At 64.4% G+C, this 22,850-nt stretch carries 22 protein-coding genes; 13 read left to right on the forward strand and 9 right to left on the reverse strand.

Annotation, left to right across the window (positions count from 1 at the left end):
* Window position 1: 1 nt before the first annotated feature.
* From JOF47_RS16200 to JOF47_RS16225, 6 genes are read left to right on the forward strand one after another with little or no spacing between them, the layout of a single operon-like run.
* On the forward strand, window positions 2-880 hold the full coding sequence (locus JOF47_RS16200) for a phytoene/squalene synthase family protein (RefSeq protein WP_210000267.1): 879 nt from the start codon (window positions 2-4) through the stop codon (window positions 878-880).
* Window positions 877-2,502, forward strand: a complete 1,626-nt coding sequence (gene crtI, locus JOF47_RS16205) for a phytoene desaturase family protein (RefSeq protein WP_210000270.1) — start codon at window positions 877-879, stop codon at window positions 2,500-2,502. Before JOF47_RS16200 ends, crtI begins: the two co-directional genes overlap by 4 nt.
* Window positions 2,499-2,837, forward strand: coding sequence for a lycopene cyclase domain-containing protein (locus JOF47_RS16210; protein ID WP_210000274.1), 339 nt, complete (start codon window positions 2,499-2,501; stop codon window positions 2,835-2,837). Before crtI ends, JOF47_RS16210 begins: the two co-directional genes overlap by 4 nt.
* Window positions 2,834-3,160 carry a lycopene cyclase domain-containing protein gene (locus JOF47_RS16215; protein ID WP_210000277.1) on the forward strand — a complete coding sequence of 109 codons (327 nt, stop codon included), beginning with the start codon at window positions 2,834-2,836 and terminating at the stop codon, window positions 3,158-3,160. Before JOF47_RS16210 ends, JOF47_RS16215 begins: the two co-directional genes overlap by 4 nt.
* Window positions 3,157-4,020 carry a prenyltransferase gene (locus JOF47_RS16220; RefSeq protein ID WP_210000279.1) on the forward strand — a complete coding sequence of 288 codons (864 nt, stop codon included), beginning with the start codon at window positions 3,157-3,159 and terminating at the stop codon, window positions 4,018-4,020. The genes JOF47_RS16215 and JOF47_RS16220 overlap by 4 nt, the downstream gene beginning before the upstream one ends.
* A gap of 29 nt (window positions 4,021-4,049) precedes the next feature.
* Window positions 4,050-5,447 (forward strand): cryptochrome/photolyase family protein, encoded by a 1,398-nt coding sequence (locus JOF47_RS16225; RefSeq protein WP_210000281.1) that lies wholly within the window; start codon window positions 4,050-4,052, stop codon window positions 5,445-5,447.
* 47 nt (window positions 5,448-5,494) lie between these two features.
* On the opposite strand, the gene JOF47_RS16230 is transcribed toward JOF47_RS16225, so the two are convergent.
* Together JOF47_RS16230 and JOF47_RS16235 are read right to left on the reverse strand one after the other, a co-directional pair.
* Window positions 5,495-6,415, reverse strand: coding sequence for a carbon-nitrogen hydrolase family protein (locus JOF47_RS16230; protein ID WP_210000283.1), 921 nt, complete (start codon window positions 6,413-6,415; stop codon window positions 5,495-5,497).
* A gap of 2 nt (window positions 6,416-6,417) precedes the next feature.
* On the reverse strand, window positions 6,418-7,947 hold the full coding sequence (locus tag JOF47_RS16235) for an APC family permease (RefSeq protein ID WP_210000285.1): 1,530 nt from the start codon (window positions 7,945-7,947) through the stop codon (window positions 6,418-6,420).
* A 115-nt stretch (window positions 7,948-8,062) separates the two neighbouring features.
* Here JOF47_RS16235 and JOF47_RS16240 point away from each other — a divergent pair, with 115 nt between their 5' ends.
* Together JOF47_RS16240 and JOF47_RS16245 are read left to right on the forward strand one after the other, a co-directional pair.
* Window positions 8,063-8,737, forward strand: a complete 675-nt coding sequence (locus tag JOF47_RS16240) for a TetR/AcrR family transcriptional regulator (RefSeq protein ID WP_210000287.1) — start codon at window positions 8,063-8,065, stop codon at window positions 8,735-8,737.
* A 464-nt stretch (window positions 8,738-9,201) separates the two neighbouring features.
* The gene (locus tag JOF47_RS16245; RefSeq protein ID WP_245356400.1) at window positions 9,202-10,746 is read left to right on the forward strand and encodes an FAD-dependent oxidoreductase; all 1,545 of its coding nucleotides are present in this window, start codon (window positions 9,202-9,204) and stop codon (window positions 10,744-10,746) included.
* Between the two features lie 301 nt (window positions 10,747-11,047).
* Here the strand turns inward: JOF47_RS16245 and JOF47_RS16250 are convergent, their stop codons facing one another.
* Window positions 11,048-11,875, reverse strand: a complete 828-nt coding sequence (locus tag JOF47_RS16250; RefSeq protein ID WP_210000289.1) for a VOC family protein — start codon at window positions 11,873-11,875, stop codon at window positions 11,048-11,050.
* Between the two features lie 251 nt (window positions 11,876-12,126).
* Between JOF47_RS16250 and JOF47_RS16255 the strand changes: the two genes are divergently transcribed.
* The 4 genes from JOF47_RS16255 (at window position 12,127) to JOF47_RS16270 (ending at window position 15,369) form a co-directional block, all read left to right on the forward strand.
* The gene (locus tag JOF47_RS16255; protein ID WP_210000290.1) at window positions 12,127-12,828 is read left to right on the forward strand and encodes a class I SAM-dependent methyltransferase; all 702 of its coding nucleotides are present in this window, start codon (window positions 12,127-12,129) and stop codon (window positions 12,826-12,828) included.
* 149 nt (window positions 12,829-12,977) lie between these two features.
* Entirely contained in the window at window positions 12,978-14,018 is a 1,041-nt protein-coding gene (locus tag JOF47_RS16260) for a protein kinase domain-containing protein (protein WP_210000291.1), read from the forward strand.
* A 303-nt stretch (window positions 14,019-14,321) separates the two neighbouring features.
* Window positions 14,322-14,684, forward strand: coding sequence for a hypothetical protein (locus JOF47_RS16265; RefSeq protein ID WP_210000292.1), 363 nt, complete (start codon window positions 14,322-14,324; stop codon window positions 14,682-14,684).
* Window positions 14,685-14,715: 31 nt separating this feature from the next.
* The gene (locus tag JOF47_RS16270; RefSeq protein ID WP_210000295.1) at window positions 14,716-15,369 is read left to right on the forward strand and encodes a VWA domain-containing protein; all 654 of its coding nucleotides are present in this window, start codon (window positions 14,716-14,718) and stop codon (window positions 15,367-15,369) included.
* 93 nt (window positions 15,370-15,462) lie between these two features.
* On the opposite strand, the gene JOF47_RS16275 is transcribed toward JOF47_RS16270, so the two are convergent.
* Together JOF47_RS16275 and JOF47_RS16280 are read right to left on the reverse strand one after the other, a co-directional pair.
* A complete protein-coding gene (locus tag JOF47_RS16275) occupies window positions 15,463-16,605 on the reverse strand; it encodes a hypothetical protein (protein ID WP_210000298.1) in 1,143 nt (380 codons plus the stop codon).
* A 66-nt stretch (window positions 16,606-16,671) separates the two neighbouring features.
* On the reverse strand, window positions 16,672-17,895 hold the full coding sequence (locus JOF47_RS16280; protein WP_210000300.1) for a glycoside hydrolase family 3 protein: 1,224 nt from the start codon (window positions 17,893-17,895) through the stop codon (window positions 16,672-16,674).
* A 124-nt stretch (window positions 17,896-18,019) separates the two neighbouring features.
* Here JOF47_RS16280 and JOF47_RS16285 point away from each other — a divergent pair, with 124 nt between their 5' ends.
* The gene (locus JOF47_RS16285; protein ID WP_210000302.1) at window positions 18,020-18,838 is read left to right on the forward strand and encodes an AraC family transcriptional regulator; all 819 of its coding nucleotides are present in this window, start codon (window positions 18,020-18,022) and stop codon (window positions 18,836-18,838) included.
* 36 nt (window positions 18,839-18,874) lie between these two features.
* Here JOF47_RS16285 and JOF47_RS16290 read toward each other — a convergent pair whose 3' ends face one another.
* The 4 genes from JOF47_RS16290 to JOF47_RS16305 all read right to left on the reverse strand — a co-directional run bounded on the left by JOF47_RS16290 (window position 18,875) and on the right by JOF47_RS16305 (window position 22,603).
* Window positions 18,875-19,408: a VOC family protein gene (locus tag JOF47_RS16290; protein WP_210000304.1), complete on the reverse strand. Its 534-nt coding sequence runs from the start codon at window positions 19,406-19,408 to the stop codon at window positions 18,875-18,877.
* Between the two features lie 123 nt (window positions 19,409-19,531).
* On the reverse strand, window positions 19,532-20,353 hold the full coding sequence (locus JOF47_RS16295) for a carbohydrate ABC transporter permease (RefSeq protein ID WP_210000306.1): 822 nt from the start codon (window positions 20,351-20,353) through the stop codon (window positions 19,532-19,534).
* Window positions 20,350-21,291 (reverse strand): carbohydrate ABC transporter permease, encoded by a 942-nt coding sequence (locus JOF47_RS16300; RefSeq protein WP_210000309.1) that lies wholly within the window; start codon window positions 21,289-21,291, stop codon window positions 20,350-20,352. The genes JOF47_RS16295 and JOF47_RS16300 overlap by 4 nt, the downstream gene beginning before the upstream one ends.
* Before the next feature lie 4 nt (window positions 21,292-21,295).
* Window positions 21,296-22,603 carry an ABC transporter substrate-binding protein gene (locus JOF47_RS16305; protein ID WP_210000310.1) on the reverse strand — a complete coding sequence of 436 codons (1,308 nt, stop codon included), beginning with the start codon at window positions 22,601-22,603 and terminating at the stop codon, window positions 21,296-21,298.
* Between the last annotated feature and the right edge of the window lie 247 nt (window positions 22,604-22,850).

Here is a 22,850-nt window from a genome sequence, read left to right on the forward strand (position 1 = left end):
CATGGAACACACGGCATTGGAACGCTACACGGAAGCCGCGAGCAGCAGCGCCCGCGTGGTCATTACGCAATATTCGACGTCCTTTTCGCTGGCCTGCAGGATGCTCGACCGAGATTCCCGCAGGCACATCTCCAACATCTACGCGCTGGTGCGCCTGGCCGACGAGGTGGTGGACGGGGTGGCACGCGAGGCGGGCCTGGATCCGCAGGCTGTCGCCGAGGCGCTGGCCCGGCTCGAGTCCGAGACCGAGGCCGCGCTGCTCACCGGCTACAGCACCAACCTGATAGTCCACGCCTTCGCGTGCACCGCCCGAAGCCAAGGCATCGGCACCGAACTGACCCGACCGTTCTTCGCCTCCATGCGCGCCGACCTGTCCATCACCACCCACGATGCCGCCACCCTGGACCAATACATCTACGGATCGGCCGAGGTCGTGGGACTCATGTGCCTGCGGGTGTTCCGGTCGATGCCGCAGGCACCGGCCGGGCACGACGCTGAACTCGAAACCGCGGCCCGGCACCTGGGCGCCGCCTTCCAAAAGGTCAATTTCCTGCGCGACCTCCCCACGGACACCGGCGAGCTGGGTCGCAGCTACTTCCCCGGCTTGGACCCCACCGCTTTTTCCGGCACCCACAAGGATGCGCTGGTCGCCGAAATCCGCGCCGACCTTTCCGCCGCCGCGCTCGGCATCCCGTACCTGGCACCGCGCGCGGCCCGGGCCGTACGTATGGCCCACGGGCTTTTTGGCGCACTGCTGCGGGAGTTGGACCGCACGACGGCGGCGCAGCTGATGTACCAACGAATCTCTGTCCCCGCGCGGCGCAAGGCGCTGATCGCGTTGCGCTCGACGATCGGCACCCGCAGAAAGGAAGCGGCGTGAAACACCAATCCTCCGAATACGTGGTGGTCATCGGCGGCGGATTCTCCGGCCTGGCCACCGCCGGGCTGCTGGCGGCCTCCGGCCACCGGGTCACGCTGCTGGAAATGCAGGACTCACTGGGCGGGCGGGCCGGACGGCTGCACCGAGACGGGTTCAGCTTCGACACGGGCCCGTCCTGGTACCTCATGCCGGAGGTCATCGAGCACTGGTTCAAACTCATGGGCACCTCCACCACGGTGGAACTCGACCTGGTTGACCTGGAGGTCGGGTACCGCACCTGGTTCCAGGGCCACCCCGATCCTCTGGACATGACCACGGGGCCGGGCGCGGTGGCAGCCTTCGAATCCGTGCAGACCGGGGCCGGGGTCGCTCTGGAAAAATACCTGGCCTACGCCGAAACCAGCTACGGGCTGGCGCTGGAACATTTCCTGTACGACGGCTTCTCCTCGGTCCGGTCCCTGCTCAATCCCCGGCTGCCGGCCCTGTTGCCCCGGCTGGCACCGCTGCTGTCCCGCTCGCTGGATTCGTTCGTCGCCCAGCGTTTCAGCGATCCCCGCCTGCGCCAGATCCTGGGCTACCCGGCGGTCTTTCTGGGCAGCAGCCCCAAACACACACCGGCCCTGTACCACTTGATGAGCCACCTGGACCTGACCCAGGGAGTGAAGTATCCGCTCGGCGGATTCGCCAAGCTGGTCGATGCCATGGCCGAGCTGTGCACCAAGGCCGGGGTCAAGATCGTCACCGGTGCCACGGCGGAGGGCATCGACACCGTGCAAACCGGCCGGCATACCCGAGTGGATTCGGTGCGCTGGAGCGACAGCCGCGGCGAAACCCATCGCCTCGATGCGAGCGTGGTGGTCGGCGCCGCCGACCTGCACCACATCGAATCGCGGCTGCTGCCCCGGAAGCTGCGCTCTTCCTCCGATGCCGCGTGGAAGCGCCGCGACCCGGGTCCCAGCGCCGTGCTGATCTGCCTGGGCATCCGCGGCAAGCTGCCGAAGCTGCTCCACCACAACTTACTTTTCACCCAAGACTGGGACGAGAACTTCGGCCGCATCCGCCGCGGGGAACCGCTGGATACGGAGACCAGCATCTACGTGTGCATGCCCAGCGCCACGGATCCGGGAGTCGCCCCGGCCGGGCACGAGAACCTCTTCATGCTCATTCCCGCCCCGACGCTGCCGGAGTGGGGAACCGGCGGTGCCGACGGAAACGGCAGCGAACAGGTGGAGGCCGTCGCCGATGCGGCCCTGGCCCAGCTGGCGGCCTGGGCAGGCATCCCTGACCTGGCCGAACGCATCGTGGTGCGGCAAACCTTCGGACCCGGGGACTTCGTGAACAACGTCAACGCGTGGCGCGGAGGGGCGTTGGGCCTGGCCCACACGCTCGGGCAAAGTGCTTTCTTCCGGCCCGCCAACAGGAGCGCCAAGGTGGAGGGTCTCCACTATGCGGGAAGCTCGGTGCGCCCCGGCGTCGGTGTTCCCATGTGCCTGATCAGTGCGGAAATCACTGCCAAGGCAGTCAACGGGATCAAGGATCTCGGACCATTCTCCATGGACGGCCAGAATCGCGACGCCCGCGAACCCGAAGGGGATGTGCAGGAAGAGCGGGTGGCCAAATGACGTACCTGCTGATGCTGCTCGCGCTGATCGGGTGCATGGTGTTGCTCGACGCCAGGTACCGGCTCTTCGTCTTCGCCCGGCCGATCCCGGCCCTCGCATCCCTGTCGATGGGGACCTGCATCTTCCTGCTATGGGACGTGATCGCGATCGACCAGGGCATCTTCCTGCACCGTGAATCACGGCTCATGACGGGGCTGATGATCGGGGAACAGATGCCGCTGGAGGAAGCCTTCTTCCTGTTCTTCCTCTGTTACCAAAGCATGGTGCTGGCCAACGGTGCACTGGCTTGGCGTGCGCATCGGGCCAGGCTGCGGACGGGAGTCGAGGCACCATGAATTTCGCCCTTCTCTCCGGGTGGTTCCTGCTCGGTTCACTGGCGCTTTTTCTGGTGTCCCTGCGGCTGCGCCGGATCCCGTTTGGATCCGTTGCGCCGGCCCTTGGTTTCGCGATGGCGGTCCTCACGGTGCTGACCGCGGTCTTCGACAACGTCATGATCGCCTCCGGGCTCTTTGGCTACGGGGACCAGACGCTGCTGGGGATCCGCGTGGGTCTGGCCCCGATCGAGGACTTCAGCTATCCGCTCGCGGCCGTGTTGTTCATGCCCGCGCTGTGGTGGCTTGGCGGCGGCAACGCACCGGCAGGGAAGGACCGTCCATGATCCGCGAACTGTTCATGACCAGCCGGCCGGTTTCATGGGTGAACACCGCCTACCCCTTTGCCGCCGCATACCTGCTGGCCGCGGGGCGGATCGACTGGATCTGGGTGGTTGGCACGCTCTTCTTCCTGATCCCCTACAACCTGGCCATGTATGGCGTGAACGACGTGTTCGACTACGAATCCGACCTGCTCAATCCGCGCAAGGGCGGCGCCGAGGGCGCCGTGCTGGAACGCACGCGGCACCGCGGCATACTGGTCGCCTGTGCCGTCGCGACAGTGCCGTTCCTGGTGATATTGGTGCTTGCCGGTTCCTGGCAGGCGAACCTGGTGCTGCTGGTGTCAATGTTTGCGCTGCTCGCCTACAGCGCCCCCGGGCTGCGTTTCAAGGAACGTCCCTTCCTGGATTCGCTGACCTCCAGCATGCACTTCGTGTCCCCGGCCGTCTATGGCTTGGTGCTTGCCGGCGCGCACTTCAACGGCCCGCTGCTGGCCTTGCTTGTCTCATTCTTCCTCTGGGGCATGGCCTCTCACGCCTTTGGCGCCGTGCAAGACATTGTTCCCGACCGTGCCGCCGACCTGGGTTCCATCGGCACGGTGCTCGGGGCCAAGCGGACGGTACGGGGCGCCGCGCTGGCCTATCTGGTGTCCGGGCTGCTGTTGCTGTTCACCACCTGGCCCGGGCCGTTGGCAGGGTTGTTGACCCTGCCGTACCTGGTCAATGTGCTGCCCTATGCCAACATCGAGGACGCGGAGTCGGAACACGCCCATGCAGGCTGGGTCAGGTTCCTCTGGCTGAACTACGTCACCGGATTCTTCGTCACCATGGTGCTGATTTGGTATGCGCTTGAACGCAATGTCTAACCGCCGCGAAGACACCGGGAAGGTGGAAAGTGAATTTGAATGCGACGAACCTGGTGTGGTTCCGCGATGACCTGCGGGTTGCGGACCATCCTGCGTTGGATACTGCAATGGCAGCCGGGACAACCATTGCCGTGTACATCCTCGACGAAAGGTCACCGGGCATCCGCCCGCTTGGCCGCGCGGCCCGTTGGTGGCTGCACCATGCCCTGGATGACCTTCGGGCGAGTCTGGGCAGGCTCGGTGTCCCGTTGGTCCTGCGTCGCGGTGCGGCGGCGAACATCCTGCCGGAGCTCCTCTCGGCCAGCGGCGCGCGATCCATCTATTGGAATCGTCGGTACGGCGGCCCCGAACGCGCGGTGGATACCCATGTCAAGGAACTCGTGAACGCCTCGGGAGGCACTGCACTGAGCTTTTCGGGCACGTTGCTGCAGGAACCATGGGTTCCATTGACCCAGGACCGCAAGCCGTTCAAGGTTTTCACGCCGTTTTTCAATGCGTTGCTTCGGTTGCCGATGCGCCCCGCGTTGGTCGAACCCCCGCGGCAAGAACCGACCGGGCTCCTTTCAGTGCACAGTGACGAGTTGGCCGACTGGGATTTGCTGCCTTCCGCCCCGGACTGGTCGCCCGGACTGGCCTCGGCGTGGGCACCCGGAGAAGGGCCCGCCCGCGAGCGGCTGGAGGTGGTGCTTGCGGAGATTGCCGCCAACTATGGCGACACCCGCGACCGGCCGGACATGGACGGCACGTCGCGGCTCTCGCCGGCCCTGCGCTGGGGCCACCTGAGCCCGGTCCAGGTGTGGGAATCCCTCAGCGCGCTCATCCATGAACATCCACCGGCCGCCGAAGGTGCGCGTGCCATGATGCGCCAGCTGGCCTGGCGCGACTTCTGCTGGAACCTGCTCTACCACCACCCGGACATGGCCACCGAAAACCTGCGCACGGAATTCGATGCCTTCGAGTGGGCGTGGCCATCCGGCGGGGTCCCCCGAGGCTCCCATGAGGCACAGGTCAACGAAGCTTTCGAGGCATGGTGCCGCGGCGAAACGGGATTCGGGCTGGTGGATGCGGGCATGAAACAACTCTGGGAAACCGGGTGGATGCACAACCGGGTGCGCATGGTCGCCGCCAGCCTGCTGGTGAAAAACCTCGGCATCCACTGGCGGGTCGGCGAGCAATGGTTCTGGGACACGCTCGTGGATGCCGATGCCGCCTCCAATCCCGCCAACTGGCAGTGGGTCGCCGGCTGCGGCGCCGACGCGTCGCCCTATTTCAGGATTTTCAACCCCGAGCTGCAGGCCAAGAAATTCGACCCACGGGGATCCTACGTTGCCCGTTTTGCGCCGGTGGCGGTCTCCGCACCGATCGTGGAGCTGAAGGAATCGCGGGCGCGGGCGCTGGATGCCTATGCCCGGATGAAGGATCACTAATGCAGAGCGTCGGAGGCATGCACGTCGACGCGCATGCCTCCGACGGTCTACCCATACACCCGAACGGCCGCTTCCGCAGGCGAGTGCGGGACTTGGTCCGCCGGATCGGTGCGGAACACCGGAGGGAGCATCCGTGCACCGTTGTACATCGGGAAGGCGAGGCTGTTGCACTTGCTTTCCAGCTCCTCCCATGGCCGGTTGATGCCGTGGGTTCCGTACTTGCGGACAATGGCAACCCTGTCGATGTCGAGAACCCCGAAAAGGGTTTCCTCACCGGCCCCGGCTCGCTGCATGATCGTGCCTTCGGGGTCGACGAGCACGCTGTCGCCGACGCCCGCCGGATCGGACGCGTTGAGGTTGACGACAAAGACCTGGTTGGTAAACGCGTTGGCTCTGGCCATGACAAGTTCCATTTCCCTGTCGCGGGTGGTGGTGAGGGTCGGCTGGATGATCACGTCCGCACCGAGCCAGGCGAGCTGCCGGGCCACTTCGGGAAAACTGCCGTCGTAGCAAATCGCCAGACCAATACGTGCGACACCCGGGATATCGAAGGTCGTGAACTCACTGCCGGGCTCGAGGGTCTCATACGGGCGCCAGGGGAAGATCTTTCGGTATCGGGCAACGATTTCGCCGTCGGGGTTGATCGCGATGGCGGTGTTGTAGAGGTGCTTCCCCGAGCGTTCAACCAGCGAACCGGGGATGAGCCAGATCTTGAGCTCCCGCGCCAAATCGGAAAGCCGATCCGCGAGCGGCCCCGGCACCGTGGTCGCCGCGCGTTCATCGAAATCGGGGTCGGGTTCAAGCATCGCTTTCGGGGCGGCAAGAAGCAGTTCGGGAACAACCACCAGATCAAGGTGGGGACGCATCGCGGTAACGGTGCGCACCTGCGCCTCGAACCGTTCGAAGGTGGCATCAATGTCCCCGGGCACCGGGCTGGTCTGGATGGCGGCGATGTTAAGGATGGGCATGGTCAGTGGCTCATTTCTTCGGTGGGGTCCATTACATGGAAGTCGGTGCTGTTTGCATTGCCCACGGGGATCGTGGAGCGATTGAAAAATTCGGGACAGAGCGGACGTACCGCAAGGGTGACAATCAGGCCAAGGACCAGTGCCCCGATGCCGATCCAGAAGACGGCTCCGATGCCGAGCCAGGAAACGTCGGCGTACTCGGGGCGGGCCATGTCGATGGCGCTGACAACGAACGCGATGGCCATCATCAATGCCCCGAGTCCGGGCAGGACGCCGGCCAGGATCAGGGTTTTCGGGTCTCGCATCCGGGGTGCGAAGTAGATGATGGCCGCGACCGCCGTGGCTGCGTAGTAGACGGCCACCTGCAAACCGATTGACAGGATGGCGAGACCGACGAAGTCCTGGGAGATCAGGGAAAGCACGATGATGGTGAGGATGCTCAGCCCCGCCCACCAGAGGGTCGCGGTCCTCGGCGTGCGGCTCTTGGGGTCCACGGTACCGATGGATTTCGGAAGTGCCCGGTAGGTTGCCATGCTCAGCCAGGAACGCGGAGAGGCGACGGCCACCGTAAAGAGTGCGGACAGGGCAGACATGCCGATCGCAAGCGTGATGATGCGGCCAAAGAATTCGCCCGTCGCCAGTGGACCGATCACCGAGAGGACATCGCCAATCGCCTCGTCCGAGGTGAGCAGGTCGACGCCGCCGAATCCGAGTGCGGCGACGGAGGCCGAGACGTAGAGGACCAACAGGATCACCGTCGAGACGATGGCCGCGCGGCCCGGCGTGCGGGAACGATGGGTGGTTTCCTCGTTGACGGCGATCAACGCGTCCCATCCCCAGTAGATGAACAGCGCAAGAATGACCCCGGCGACAAGGCCCGAGGGGTCCGTGGCAAATGGGTTGAACCAGTCCAGGCTGACCGGCTCGGCGCTTGCGGGTGCGGTGCCGCGTCCGATCGCCAGGAAGGCGCCGACGCAGAATCCGCCGATGGCTACTATCTGAAGGCCGATGAGGGCGTACTGGACCCAGGCGGCAAGCTCGATCCCGCGGATCGCGACCACGGCGCTTACCGCAATAAGTGCGATCGCAAGGGGAATCGTGGCCGCGGGGTTCGCCGCGAGCATTTCGAGCCCTACGGAGTCCAGAAGGTACACCGTGGCCACCTGTGCCAGGGCTGCGGTCGCGATGAACGTGGCAATCTGGGGAACCCAGCCTCCGAAGAACCATCCCGCGACCGGGCCCAGCACGCGGGAAATCCAGACGAACACACCGCCGCAATCGGGCATCACGCGGTTGAGGTCACGGAAGGCGAACGCGGTGAACAGGATCGGAAGAAATCCGACCAAGAATGCAGCCGGGGCGTGAACACCCACGGAATCAGCGACGAATCCGAGCGTCACCGCGAGGCTGTAGGCGGGCGCGACTGCGGCAAGACCGACCGCCACGATCCGTACCATCCCGATGGCATTGCTGCGGAGGCCTTTGTCGGTCGGGGACGTCGCCGACACGATCGGCTGGGCGGGTTCTTGCATGGCGGATCTCTCCTTCGGGTTTTTATCTGAATGTGATTCAGATTACTGAACGTCATTCAAACAACACCGGCGGCGCCTGTCAAGGTCTGCGTACTTTTTGAGGCAGAATGGCAGGATGGGACGCCCCAATCGACAGACCGAACGCCGCGCCGAGATCCTCGCCGCGGCCAAGAGCGTTGCGGTGCGTGACGGTGCCGCAGGCACGACCCTGCGGGCGATCGCTGCGCAGGCGGGGATGGAACCGCCTGCCGTGCTCTACTACTTCGGCGGACTTGCCGAGATCTTCCGCGAACTCGTCTTTGCGTCGTCAGACGCCTTTATCGAGCGCATCGAAGCAGCGGTCGACCGGGCCGAAACCCCCGAGGCACGCTTGCGGGCGGCCATCGTGGCCGGCACGACGGGCGGCCTGGATAGCAACGACTCCCGCATCCTGTACGAATTCTGGCCCACCGGGCTGCGTGATGCCGGCATGAATGACGCAGACCGCGTACTCGACCAGCGCGAAGTGGCGATCTACGGGCACATCATCCGAGACGGGACCGCTTCAGGCGCATTTCGGCCAGTGCTCGACGCCGATGCACTTGCGTGGACCCTGGTGGCCCTGGAGGACGGGCTCGTGATGGAGATCCTGACCGGTGCCAAGGCGCCCCAGGAAGTCATCAGCCTGATCTGCAGCGTCGCAGAACACCTTGTCGGAGCCAAGCTCGAGCATGGGGAGCATGGCCACATCCGTTCGGCACGGACCCACCAAGAAAATACTGCAGCGGCCGGGGAAGCCCCGCGGCCCTAGCTTCCCAGGGATGGGCCACCAAAAATCTTTCGGTGGCGCCGGTTGACGCCAAGTGCAACTTTTCCGCCACCGGACGAGGACTCCGCTGCTTGATTTCCCGGGGCGTTTGGCGTCGGCAAGACCGTGTGGAACTGCAGCTTCAGCACTGCGGGCACCGCAAAACCGGCGACATGACCAATCTGGATGTTCGGCAACCCGCCGGCAGCCATCAGGACCGTGTGTGCACGCAAGACCACGGTCGCGCCGGAGAAAGTCCCGCAGGTCAACATCCTCAGAGGTTCGTGGCCCCCGACGCGCAGCTCACATGCCTCTGCAGATAAAAACTTTGATCAAATACGTCAAACAATCAATCCCAAGAAAATCACCGGCAAAGCCACGCCGGGCGGCACCGGCGTAGGGCAGTCACGCGGAGAGCCGCTGCCAAACTGGTGATTTGCACAGCCAAGGGGGGTAGCGTGAGAAACATGGATGCCAAGCAACTGCAGACGGACGTGTTGGTCATCGGCGCAGGTCCCACGGGGCTTATGGCCGCGGCGTGGCTGCACAAGTTCGGGATCGACGCACAGATCATCGACGCGAAGTCGGGGCCAACCCGGGAGTCTCGTGCCTTGGCGCTCCAGGCGAGAAGCATGGAAATCTATCGCCAGCTCGGGCTCGTCGACGAAGTCCTGCGCCGGGCCGTCCCCACCGGGGAACTGCGTCCCGGCATCGGGGCCCGCAGCTTCAAGAGCATCAAGCTCAACCGGTTGGGGTACTCCCAAACACGATATGCGGGCCTGACCATGCTGGAGCAGAGCGCCAACGAGGAAATCCTGGCCGACTCGCTCAAGGACGCCGGGCACGAGGTGCTGTGGAACCACGGGTTCGACTCGCTGCAGGAGACCGGCGAGCGCGTCGAGGTTCGGTGCACAGGCCCCGAGGGACCGCTGGCGATATCCGCGCGCTACGTAATTGCCGCCGACGGCGCTTCCTCCGAGGTTCGCGAGGCGATGGGCATCCGCTTTGAGGGCGCAACGGCGGACCAGGTGTTCTATGTGCTTGATGCCAACGGCGTGACGGGCATGGGATCGGGCATCAATCTGCGCTTCGCCGAGGAAAACTTCATGCTCGGCTTCCCCATGGGCACCGATGCGCAGGGCGGGGAGCGCCGCCGGCTGTTGGGCATCGTGAGCGAACCGGAAACGGCGGCGACCGATGTCATCGAGGTGGATGAAAAGCAGGCCCGCACCGAGCTGCGTCGGGAGTTCGGCGTCCTCTACACCGACGCCCAGTGGTTCTCCAAGTACCGGGTGCACCACCGCGTCGCCGAAACCTTTGCACGCGGTCGGGTCTTCCTGGCCGGCGATGCCGCGCATATCCACTCCCCCGTCGGCGCGCAGGGCATGAACACCGGCCTTCAGGATGTCCACAACCTGGTGTGCAAAATCAACGACGTGCTCTCCGGCGGGATGCCCGAGCACTACCTGCAACGCTATGAGGCCGAACGTCGGCCCGTGGCCCTTCGCTTGGTCAAGACCACCGACCGGGTCTTCAGTGCCGTGACCTCCAGCTCGTGGTTCGCCCGCACCCTGCGGATCCGGATGCTCCCGTTGATCTGGCCGGTGGCCATCAGGGTGATCGGCCGCATTCCGACCGGACGCCGCTTCTTTGGCTACCTGTCCCAGATCCGCATCCACTATTGGATCACCGAACATGCCCGGGACCGTGCGGCCCTGGCACGCGGTTTTGCCAAGACCAGGCGGCGCGGGAAAGTCATGGGTCGGCGCCTGCCGTGGGTTCCCTTCCGGACCGGCGATTACCCGGACAACTTCGAGGTGCTCAACGACGCCAGCTGGCAGATCCACGGTTACGGGTCCAGCGCCTCGGCGCGGGCGAACGCGCTTGCCACGGAGCTCGGCGTTGACTGCCACATCTTCCCGGCGGCGCCCAAGCATTTGTTGCCCGAGGGGTCGGTCGTCCTGGTGCGGCCGGACATGTTCGTGGCCCATTTTGAGCAAGTTCCCGAGTGAGCCGAGCGGTGCAACGGCATCGCTGATTCGCCTGTAGCTGGCAACCCCGGCATCCACGACTGGGTCCTATGGTGTGAGGATGATCGGTACGGAAATTAACGCCAAGCGGTCAGGTGGCTGTTTTGTGCGTGCCCCAAGAGGAACGGTGAGTGGGACGACGGTCAGGAGCAACACAGGGGAAGGTATCCGCGTGTGGCCCCAGTGGCACCGCCCATCGCGGCTTTGGCCAAGTCTCCCCCGACCTGCGTTGACTGGGGTGAGGAGAAAACAGGCCGTTGCCGGTGTGCGGTGCGGGATCAGCTCAGCCGGATGGGGGCGTGAACTGGCTGGCGGTGAACTCCGCTCCCTGGGGATCGCGGATCAGTGCCGTGCGCGTCCAATAGGTGTCGCTCTGGCTTAGGACGCGGGCGCCGAGCCGCTCGGCGTCAGCCGCCGTCTGGTCCCGGTCTGCCACGGTGAACGAGACATGCCAGTGCGGCGGTTCGTTGGGGTCTGCGTCCGCAATCCAGGCGATCGCATCCTCGAAGCCGGATGGGGTGGCCACCCCGGCTTGCCGCGCCCTGATGCCGGGATCGGTTGTCGCCTCAAGATGGTCGCCATAGCCGGGCCTGCGGATGAGCAGCCCGAAGCCGAGGTCATCGACCTGCCAGCCGAACGCGTCGTCATAGAACGCCATCGCCTCGCTGGGGTCGGAGGTGTGGAGGTCGCTGAAGTTCCAGGCCCCGGGCACGTTGGCCACCTGTGAGCCCAGACGCCGCCTCGCCTGCCAGATGCGGAACTCGGCGCCCGCCGGATCGGCCAGCACCGAGCCGCGGCCGCCCTCTCCCGCATCTGCGGGAGCCGATTGCATCGTGGCGCCGGCAGAGACCAGTCGCTGTGCGGAGGCATCGGCGTCGTCAACGGCAATGTAGGTGTTCCAGGCCGCGGCACCTTTCAGGGTGCCGGCCATCCCGCCGACGTCCTGGCCGTCGAGCTTGGCTATCAGGTAGCGGCCCGGCGCTTCCGGCGGCATGGCGTTCTCGAACGTCCAGCCGAAGAGTCCACCGTAGAACTCAGCGGCCGCCTCGACGTCGGGCTGTTCGGTGTCGATCCAACACGGTACGCCCTGTGGGTAGGTCCGTTGGTTCACGTCTCGCTCCCGTCCATGGACAAAGCCTAGCGAGCAAGGGCGCTGCCGGGTACCCCGCCCGTCACCATTCGCGACCGGAGGGGCCGTGAGCGGAACCTTCTGCTGGAAAAAGGTTTCAGGCTTTTCACGCGGCGCCATCCCGGAGGGCGACTTTCGGGTGAAAGTATCGTTTCTCGCCCGTGACAAGGAGATATGGCTGCTAGCCTCATGAAAATACATGCCACCATTCTGGAATACGGAGGAAACGATTTATGTCGCAGGACACCAATTACGACACCTTTGCCGAGGCCTACTCGACCGAAAACGAAACCAGCCTGATTAACGCATTCTACGAACGACCGGCGATGCTGAAACTCGCCGGAGACGTCCGAAATCGCCGGATTCTTGACGCCGGTTGCGGCTCCGGACCGCTGGCGGAAGCGCTTGTCGGTCGCGGCGCCACCGTGACGGGATTCGACTCCAGCCAAGAGATGATCAACCTGGCCCGGAAAAGACTGGGCGAGGAGGCCGAACTGCTCGTGGCCGACCTCGGCCGGCCCCTCCCGTTCCCCGATGACACGTTCGACGATGTCGTTGCCTCATTGGTCTTCCACTACCTGGAAGACTGGGTGGAACCACTGACGGAGATCCGGCGCGTCCTGCGGCCGGGAGGCAGAATCATCATGTCCGTGAACCATCCGATCATCTACCCCTGGACAAACCCCGGCACGGACTACTTCAAGCCCGCGAAGTACTCGGACGAACACACCTTCAATGGCCAACCGGGCACCCTGACGTATTGGCACCGGCCATTGCACGCCATGACGGATGCGTTTGCCCAGGCGGGATTCCAGATCGAGGCAGTCAGCGAACCACCGTACTCGACCGATGCGCCCGCGGAAATCATCCCGCCACAATTCAAGGACCGGACATCGTTCCTGAGCTTTATTTTCTTCGTGCTGCGCGCACAATGACCGCCTTTACCAACAACTAACTCGACCACAAACGATCATTTCTGGTTCACGAAGATTGGTTTCCATGGCTTTGTCATTTTTCTCTAATAGTTATTGGCAGGAGCACTGATGTTCAAAGCACGGCAAGGGCCAGACCTTAGGGTGTAATAATGACGGCACGCACAGACAAAGCCCGAGGTATCTCCGATGTGCTCGCCGGGCTCGATGATGCCGGCGTGCGGACCCTCATCGATGCTGCCGAGCCGGTTGGCGTAGGCATCGGGGGAACAACCAAGACAGCCCGTATCGGTGAAACGACTGTCTTCGTGAAACAGCTCCCACTGACCAGCATTGAAGAGGCGGATCCAACCGCCACGTCTAGTCGAGTCCGGCTCCCCTTTGTCTGCCACTACGGGATAGGAAGCCCTACCCACGGAGCCGGGCGAGAATTGGCAGCACATCGGGCGACCTCCGAGTGGGTGCAGGCAGGAGCGGCGGATTTCTTCCCGCTTTTGCTCGGGTGGCGGGTCGTTGATCTGAAGTGCAATACGGACCTGAGTGAATTTGAGGGCGATGTTCCCCAACGCCAGTGGGGGACGCATTGGCCTCAGGTCAAGAGGAAACTCACCGCGATGCAGGACGCATCCAAGAGCGTGGTGCTTTTTCTTGAGTACGTGCCCGAGACGCTGGGTGCTTGGGTGCGCAGGAGCTTATCCGCCGGCACCGGGCCGGTTGTCTTCGCCGATGTGGTCGAGCAGATCATCGAAGCCACAGCATGGATGAAGAGACAAGGGTTCCAGCACTTCGATGTGCATCCGGGAAACATCCTCGTACGTGAGGGCAGGCTGCTCTTCACGGACTTCGGCCTGGCACTTTACCGCGAGTTCGACCTCACCCCGGAGGAAAAAGCCTCCATGGTCACGCATGAAGGCTACGACCGTGACAGCGCCCTGATGCACCTGTTCCACTGGGTGCTGTTCGAACTCGGCTACACCTCCGGACCGCAGCGCCTGGCACTGTTGCGTGCCGCCGCCGCCGACCCTGCTACGCCAGCACTGGATCCGGTGCGCGTGGCACTCGGCGGGGGTGCCGACCTGATTGCCCAACATGCGAGTGTCGCTGTCTACATGACCGAGATGTTCGGTGTCCTCATGCAGGATGCGTCCGCCACGCGGTACAACGGCACCCACGACGGGAACACTCAGCGATAGCTGCCCAACAGGTGGTGATGAGGTTTTGTCGGCTGCGTCGAGGGCATGGTCAGACCGTGCCCGACGGACCGAAAGGTGACCATAGAAGATCATTTCTCGTTCAGTTTTTTGGCTTCCCTGATTCGGCCGACATGTGGTTTTCAACGCTAAATGGGTCTGGGGCACCCTGGTTGTAACCAAACTCGACCGATGGGCCCAACTGCGTGGCGCGGTACCTCATAGTGCCCTGACGATCTTTCGAGCGCGCAGAAATATTTGATTCGCACTATTGACGCATGTTCAGAAACTGCGCATGATGAGTTTATGAGCAACGAGAAGCGCGCACCGATCGACGAAGCCCGCCAGATGCTTTCGGACATTCCGTCCGATCCTCTGGCTGCAGTCGAACGACTGGGAGAGGTCCGCGAACTCATCGATACGGCCCTGAACGAGGCGATGGCCGAGGCCACCCTCGAGGGCGCATCGATCCGTTCGGTGGCCGTCCGCGCCGGGCTTTCGCCCAATGCGGTCCCCCCGCGGCTGGCCCGCACCTCGCAGCTGTCCAGCTACACGGACGCCGGCGGCAAGGTGTCAAGCTCCTCCATCGAGCGAGCCCGCTACGACTCGGAAACCGGGCGCCCCGCGCCCAAGGAACCCATGACCTTCAAGCCCAGGCGCTCCAGCTAACCAACGCGCCACATCCCGAAAGGTAGTCGCCATGACCAACAAAGACACCGCACTGCTCATCTTCCTGCTTGACCGTTCCGGCTCCATGCACGACATCAAGGCAGACATCGAGGGCGGCCTGAACGCCTACGTCGCCCAGCAACTGGCCGAAGCGGGCACGGCGATGGCATCCCTCTACCAATTCGACGACCGGTTCGAAGCCACGTACCGAAACGTGCCCTTGGCCGAGGTTCCCCGCTTCGAGCTCGAACCACGCGGAACCACTGCATTGTTTGACGGGATCGGCAAGACCATCACGGATGTCCGCCTGCAGATCGCCAAAATGCCCCCAGAGATGCGCCCGGGCATCGTGCACCTGAACATCGCCACCGACGGGTTGGAGAACGCGTCCACCAAATACACTCGCCAGGCCATCCGCGACATGGTCCAAACCCAGGAGGAGGTCGACAAGTGGATCATCTCCTACATGGGCTGCGACCAGAACGCCGTCGAGGTCGGCGCCAGCCTGGGCATCGCCCCCGAGCGTTCGCTGACCTATACACGGGAAACCGCGGTGGAGGCCATGGATACCTACAGCCAGTTGACCACGTCGGTCCGCGGCGCCAGCCTGCGAGGGGCCGACTGGGACGAGGTCCTCGCCGAGGGCATCTTCACCGAGCGCCAGCGCAAGAACACGGGCAAATGACATGCGCGCCGACTTCAACTAGGTGACCGCCGGCGGGACCTGTTGGCGGAACCCGTCGGCGGGATCGGTTGGCGGCATGCCAGCGCCGGCCGGCTAACCTTTGGCGGCAAGGGCCTTTGCCACGGTTTTTGCGTCGACGGCGAGCGCGGCTGAGGTGGTCCTCACGAGGACCGCCAGCCAGCCGATGGTGGTGCCCACGAGGGCCAGCTCAAAGGCCGTCAGGTCGTAGTAGCGAAGCGGGCGCCACAGCAGTCCGGCCCCGACGATGCCCAGCAGGCAAGCCAGCGTGAGCACGTGGAATGCCAACGGGAATCCCGGCAGCCACAATGCGGCACCCAGGAGCAGCACCACGATGAAACCGACGGCCAGCCGCGCCAGCATGGTGTGCACCGGTTCGGCCACGTCGATGGGGACCAGCCCGATGCCCATGGTGCAGATCCCCAGACCCAGCAGGCAGACCCGCACCACCGCCGGGCGCGGGCGCATGAATCGTGCCGGCGGGCGGCCCATGACCCTGGCATAGTCGTCGTGCAGCTTCGCCATGAGGCTCAGGTCCCGCACGATGAACGCGGTCAGCGTGCTCAGCACCAGCCCGGACACCACCAGGGTTACGTTGAAGCTCCAGAAAGAGGTGAGCCCCGACTGCCAGGTCCCGAGGGTTGAAAACATGCCGGTCCACCACAGGGGGTTGTCGGCCGCCAGCATGCTGATGAAAACGCCGGTGGCCAGGAACACCGCCAGCAGCGTGGAAAGGCTTTGGGCCGTCAACCGCGCGGCGGAGGTCAGCGCGATGTATGCGGCGATGCCCGAGCAGACCCCCACCATGATGCTTCCCGCATAGCGGTCGACCGTGAGGCCCAGGAAGGAATTCTGGAAGATCCGGAAGGTCACCAGCGCGGCCATGACGGAGATCGCCGCATGGATGATCACCAGCGCAACGGCATTGGTGATCTGCCTGTACAGCGGGAAGCCCTTCAACCACGGTTGCGTGAGGACAAGGATCCTGAGGTAACCCGTCAGGCTTGCGGACGTCGCCGCGAAGCCGGCCACGATGGCCGCGTAAATGGCCACCGAACCCGGACCCGCCAAGTTCGGGCGGTACCGGGCAAAGCCAATGAAGCCGACCAGTGTCCCCGCCACGGTCCAGGCCAGCCCCATCCACAGTGCCCAGCTTTCTATGCGCAGCCGGGTCTCCGCGGGCTCCGGAGGACGCCGAATTTCCGGTTGGATCTCCATGCCTTCGATTCTGCCACCGTTCCCGCGGAATCCGGGAGGACCCCGGAAGGGCAAACGGGCCCCTGGCTACTTCCCGGCCCGGGTCTCCGACACCTCCAGCGCCGCGGCGTCGATCTTGGCCCGGAACGCGGGACTGGCCTTCGCCTCCGCCACCAGCGCCTTGTGGATCGAGGGGACGGCGGCGGCGTTGACGCACAGCATCATGGTCCCGCCCGCATTGAAGAAGTTCTTCGCCCTCGTCGCGTAGCTCCAGGGCGAGAGCTGCTTGGCCGTGCACATGTCATCCGAGATGACGATGCCCGTGAATCCCAGGTCCTTGCGCAGCATGCTCTTCATGATGGTCGATGAAAACGGCCCGACGTGCCCCGCGTCGATCTTGGTGTAGTAGGCGTTGGAGACCATGACCCACCGCGTGCCGCCGGCAATGGCCTTGGCAAAAGGCTTGATGTAGGCGCTGGTCCGGGTGGTGGTCGTGTCCTTGACGTTCGAGGAAGTGTCGGTGTTCCTGGTGACCCTGCCCAGCCCCGGAAAGTGCTTGGCCACCGGGGCGACACCCCCGGCGCGCATCCCTTGCGCGAATGCCGCAACATCGTTGGCCACGTGTCCCGAGGTGTAGCCGAATTCGCGGTGCCAGTAGCCGATCGGAGAGTTGTAGGGGGCGAATGCCGCGCCGGGGACGGTGTCTGCGACCGGGGCCAGGTTGACGTTGATGCCCGCCGCTTTCAGTTGCTTGGCCCAGGTCGTCGCGTTCGAACGAAGGGCAGTGGTCGACCACGTGCCCTGGCGCAACGCGGTGGGCATGGCGGAGAAGCCGGCCCCCTTGAGCACCTGGACGTTTCCGCCCTCCTGGTCGGTGGCGACGAAGCGCTTCTGTCCGCCGGTGCTCGAGCTGCCCACGGTCGCGTTGATTTTAGCCACGATCGCCTTGGTCGACTTGACCCCCGAAGAGCTGCGGCCCTTGAGGAACACGTTGCCGACCTTGTATTTGGTCAGGGTCGCAAGATCCGACTTGCTGGCGCCGGTGGCAGGAACGCCCATCATCAGGACCTGCCCCACGCGTTGGTCCAGCGTCAGCTTGGCCAGCGCCTGCTTGGGGGTGGGCGTCGCCGCGGCGACGGCGGTCGGCAGCACCGATGCGGGTGTGGCGTCCAAGATCGCACTGTTTGCAAGGCCCCCGTCGACCTGTGCCTGCGACATCGGAGCCATGCCCACGACCAGTGCGAGGGCGAGCGTCCCCGTCAGCACCAATCGCCCGGTGACGTGGAGACCTGATGATTTTGTGTTGCCCATGAGGGACACCCCCGATTCGTTGCGAGTTGACGCAATTCTAGTCTCGGCCGCAAACAATCGACCCACGCCGCTCGGTAGCTGTCCACGATTCCGGCGGGGGTCCCGGGCGGGGAATAATGGGGCCATGGATACCCCGCGCGGCCCGCTGCTGCCCACCGGCCCGGGATGGGCCCGTGTTGAACGCATCGATCCAAGCCCACGGCTGCGTGAACTCGTGGGCAACTATTGGGTTGCCCGCTGGGAGATTCCCGCGGGTGCGGAACATGAACAACGCATACTCACCCATCCCGCCTGCAACCTGGTCATCGAGGACGGCGCCGGTACGCTCTACGGTCCCGTGACCCGGCTCTCGACCAAGCGGCTTGCCGGAAGCGGCAGTGCCCTGGGCGTTTTGTTGCGCCCGGCCGCGGGCGCGCTGCTCAGCACCCGGCCGATGCCCGAGATCGTCGATTCCTCGATGCCGGAAGGCGACATCGGACTGGACCGCGCAGCGACGATCGATGCGGCCCTGCACGCCGGAGGCACGCCCGGACAGCGGCAAGCCGCGGCGATCGGGCTCTTTGAGGAGTGGCTGCTTGCACGGATTCCCGACGGCGCAGATGAGGACGGGCTGCTGCTCAACCGGATATGCCGGGACATTGAAACCACCCCCGGGCTGCAGCGCGTGCAACAGCTCACCGAGAGATGGCGGATCGGTGAACGCCGCCTGCAACGCCTGGTGCGTTCGCGCCTGGGACTGACCCCGAAGTGGCTGCTGCAGCGCCACCGCCTGCAGGAGGCGGCGGCGCTGATCGGCCGCGGGATGGGCCCGGACCTGTCGCATGTGGCCTACGCCCTGGGCTATGCGGACCAGGCGCATTTCACCCGTGACTTCGCCGCGGTGACGGGCATGAGCCCCGGGGAATACCTGAAGCAGGTTAATGGCCAAGGCTCCGGCCGCTAGCCGGAGCCTTGGTCCACGGTGTCCCGCCGGCCGCCCCTATTTCCCGGCGTCTGCGTTGAACGACGCAAGCCACTGCGTGACCCTGCGTTCGGATTCCTCCCGCGAGAGGTCCTCGATGCGGGTCATCACGCTCCAGCGCCGCCCGAACGGATCAACGAATGTGGCAAAGCGGTCCCCCGAAACAAAGTCGGCGGGCTGTTCCACGGCCGTGGCCCCGTGCTTGATGGCCAAGGCAAAAACGGCATCCACGTCCTGGCGGTAGAGGGCAATCGAGTTGTTGGTGTGCTGCGCGTCCGCAGCCACCAGGCCGTACCCCGGTTGCGGATCCGAGAGCTGCAGCATGCCGTTTCCGAAGTCGAGCTCGGCATGCGAAACCGTGGGGCTTCCGTCCTCGCGCGGGGCGCCCGGCATCACCGAGAGCGGCGTCGCCCCGAAGACCTCTTGGTAGAACTCGATGGCCGCATGCGCCGGTTCAACGACGATGAACGGCGTCAGCGTGGTGTATCCGTGCGGGACTCCGGCCGTGGTGTGGTTCCCTGTCGCCGGGGACTGTGTGGGTTGCGTGGACATGTTCGAATTCCTTTACCAGTTGCGGTGGGCTGTCAACGAGTCCAGTGAAACCCGGACGGGCGGGGCCGGTCTTGAAAAAATCCGACAGCCCGTCGAACCCGAAGCCCGGCGGCCTCGATGCTCCTACCCCTTGACCGCGCCGCCCATGAGCCCGGAGATGAATTGCTTCTGGAAGAGCAGGAAGACAATGAGCAGCGGCAGGGTTGCCAGCAGCGAGCCAAGCATCAGCCCCGAGTAGTCGACCCGGGACAGCCCCACCATGGTGTTCAGTGCCACCGGCAGCGTGTACTTCTCCTCGCTGTTGAGCATCAGCAACGGCCAGATGAAGGAGTTCCACTGGCTGATGAAGGTGTAGATCACCAAGGCGGCCAGCTGCGGCCGTGCCACCGGAAGCACGATCCGGTAGAACGTCTTGATCTCGCTGGCACCGTCGATCCGCGCGGACTCGATGAGGCTGTCCGGGAAATCAAGGAAGGCCTGGCGCATCAGGAAGATGCCGAAGGCGTTGGCCAGGAACGGCAGGATGAGCGCCTGGAAGCTGTTGATCCAGCCGACGCTGGCCATCATCTGGAACAACGGCACCAGCAGCACCTGGCCGGGAATCATCATGGTCAGCAGCACCCCGCCGAGCATGATGCCTCGCCCGCGGAACCGGTACTTGGCCAGCCCGTACCCGCACATGGCACTGACAATGCAGGAGAATGCGGTGTAGATGGTGGCCACCAGCACGCTGTTGAGCATGACCCGGGCAAAGCCTGTCTCCTCCTGCAGCCGGGCCAGGTTGTTCCACAGCTCTCCCCCGGGCAGGAAAGGCATCGGCGTGGCAAAGATCGCCGCCGTGGTGTGCGTCGAGGCGATGACCATCCACAGGAACGGGACCAGGCTGGCCACGGCGCCGAGCACCAGCAGGAGATAGAGCGGGGAGCGGCGAAGGGTCTGCATCATGGCTTGTCCCTCATGATTCGGAATTGGATGACAGAGATGACGGCAATGATGGCCACGACCAGCCAGGCGATGGCCGAGGCGTAGCCGAAGTCGAATTGCTGGAAGCCGACCTTGTAGAGGTACAGCACCGGGGTCAGCGTGGCGTTGTTGGGGCCTCCGCCGGTCAGGATGAAGTTCTCGTCGAAGAGCTGCAGCGCCCCGATGGTCGAGGTGATGCTGCTGAACAGGATCACCGGGCGTAGCTGCGGAACGACGATCCTGGAGAAGATGGCCCAGCGGCCCGCCCCGTCGATCCGGGCCGCCTCGTACTGCTCCGCAGGGATCGCCTGCAGGCCGGCCAGGATGATGATCATGTTGTACCCGGTCCAGCGCCAGGTGATGGAGGCGATCAGCGCCACCCGCGCCCAGCCCTCGGAGTTGAGCCAGTCGATCGGGTCCATCCCGATCATTCCCAGCATCTGGTTGGCCGCTCCCCCGTCGGTGGCCAGCATGACCCGGAAGACCAGCGAGTAGGCCACCAGCGTGGTCACCGCGGGCAGGAAGTAGATGGCCCTGAAGCCGGTCCGGAAGCGAACCCAGCTCTGGTTCAGGATGTAGGCCAGTCCGATCGCGATGCACACCATCAGCGGCACCTGGATCACCAGGATCAAGAAGACGTTGAACAGGCTCTGCGCCACCAGCGGATCCTCGAACAGGCGCTGGTACTGGGCCAGCCCCACCCAGCTGGTTTCCCCGCCGGAAATCGACTGGAAGCTTTGGATGAACGACGAAACCAGCGGGTAGATGAAGAACAGGGCGAACAGGGCGAGCGCCGGCAGGATGAAGAAATACCCGGGACGATGGCGGCGTGCTGCCCGCCGCGTTGCCCGGGCTGCCGCCGCGCGAGCCGTCGCGCGGCCCTCCTTCGGCTCGGAGGGCCGCGTCAGCGTTGTAGTCATCGTGTTACTGCGCGATCTTACGGCCGGTGGCGGTGGCGATCTGCTCGGCGGCGGACTTCAGCTCGGCCGCCGGGTCGGCGCCGTTCAGCACGGCGGAAACCACCGCGTTTGCCACGATGTCCCCGGCCTTGGCGCTGTCGCTGTTGGTGGTGCCCGCAGGGATCTTGGCCGTCTGCTCGGCGAAGAGCTGGTAGACCTTCTCGCCGCCGAAGTAGTCCTGCGGCTCGGCGAAGAGCGGGTCTGCGAAGGCCGGCAGGTAGGACGGGAACAGGCCCTCGTCCTTCATCATCGAAACCTGGTTGCCCTTGTTGGCCAGCACGTACTTGACGAACGAGCCGGCCAGCTCGGGGTTCTTTGCCTGGGTGGGAACGGCCAGGGTCGAACCGCCGTTGTTGGAGGTGGTTCCGCCCCCGGTGCCGAACGCCGGCAGCGGCTGCACGCCGTACTTGCCGGAAAGCTCGGGGGCTTCGCCGGTCAGCGTGCCGATCCACCAGACGGCTTCGGGGTTGACAGCGGACTTGCCGTCCTTGGCCGCGGTGACCTGCCCGTCCCAACCCTTGACGTTGTGCAGCAGGCCCTTTTCGTTCATGGTCTTCATCAGGGTCAGCGCCTGCACCGCCTCCGGCGAGTTCAGGTCGATGTCGCCCGCGGCGTTGAAGGTGCCCTTGCCCTGCTGCTGGAGCAGCATGGAGAAGATTCCGCCGCCCGACAGGTCGGTGGAGATCAGCGTGTGGCCGGTCTTCTTCTTGATGGTTTCGCCGGCCACCACGAGTTCGTCCCAGCTCTTGATCGAGGCCGGGTCTATGCCAACCTCGGCGAAGTAGTCGGTGCGCACGAACAATCCGACGGTTCCCGAATCCCACGGAAGGGACAACAAGCGTCCGCCCTTATCCGATGATGCCGCGATTTTCGACGGGTCGAAGTCCTTGGTTGCGTTGTCGATGAGCGGCGCCAGGTCGGTGAACCCCTTGGGGAACTGGGTGACGTAGGCCGGCATCCGGTCGGTTTCGACGGTGATGACATCCGGCAACCCGCTGTTGGCCTGCAGGGAAACCGACATCTTGTCGTATGCATTGTCGTACCCAATGTCCACGACCTTGATGGTGGTGCCCGGGTGTTCGGCCGAGTAGGAGGTGGCCAACCGCTTCAGCGCGGTCGCGGCGACATCCCAGCTCCAGACGGTGATTTCGCCTGACACTTCTGCATTCGGCTTGAGTGTCGCGCCACTCTGCGCGGGGACTCCGCCGCCGGCGCAGCCGGTCAACAGTGCGAGTGCAAGGGCCGGCACGGCCAGCTTTGCGAGTTTGATCATTGTGGAGCTCCTTGTCATCAGGAAGACCTCGTTTGTTGACGACACTGTACACAGTATTCAGAACATTTGGGATAGATTTCATACTTTTCCCACCAGAACCAAACAAAAAGGCCACAGGGCACTGCCGAACAAAAAGCGGCGTGGGTCACAATTGACTCTCACTTCGAATCCGCATAATGTGCACTGTATACAGAATTTCACCAAGTTATCCCGAGCTGCGAACTTCAGTGAACGCACCCGGGTCATG

Source organism: Paeniglutamicibacter kerguelensis, assembly GCF_017876535.1.
Lineage (GTDB): Bacteria > Actinomycetota > Actinomycetes > Actinomycetales > Micrococcaceae > Paeniglutamicibacter > Paeniglutamicibacter kerguelensis.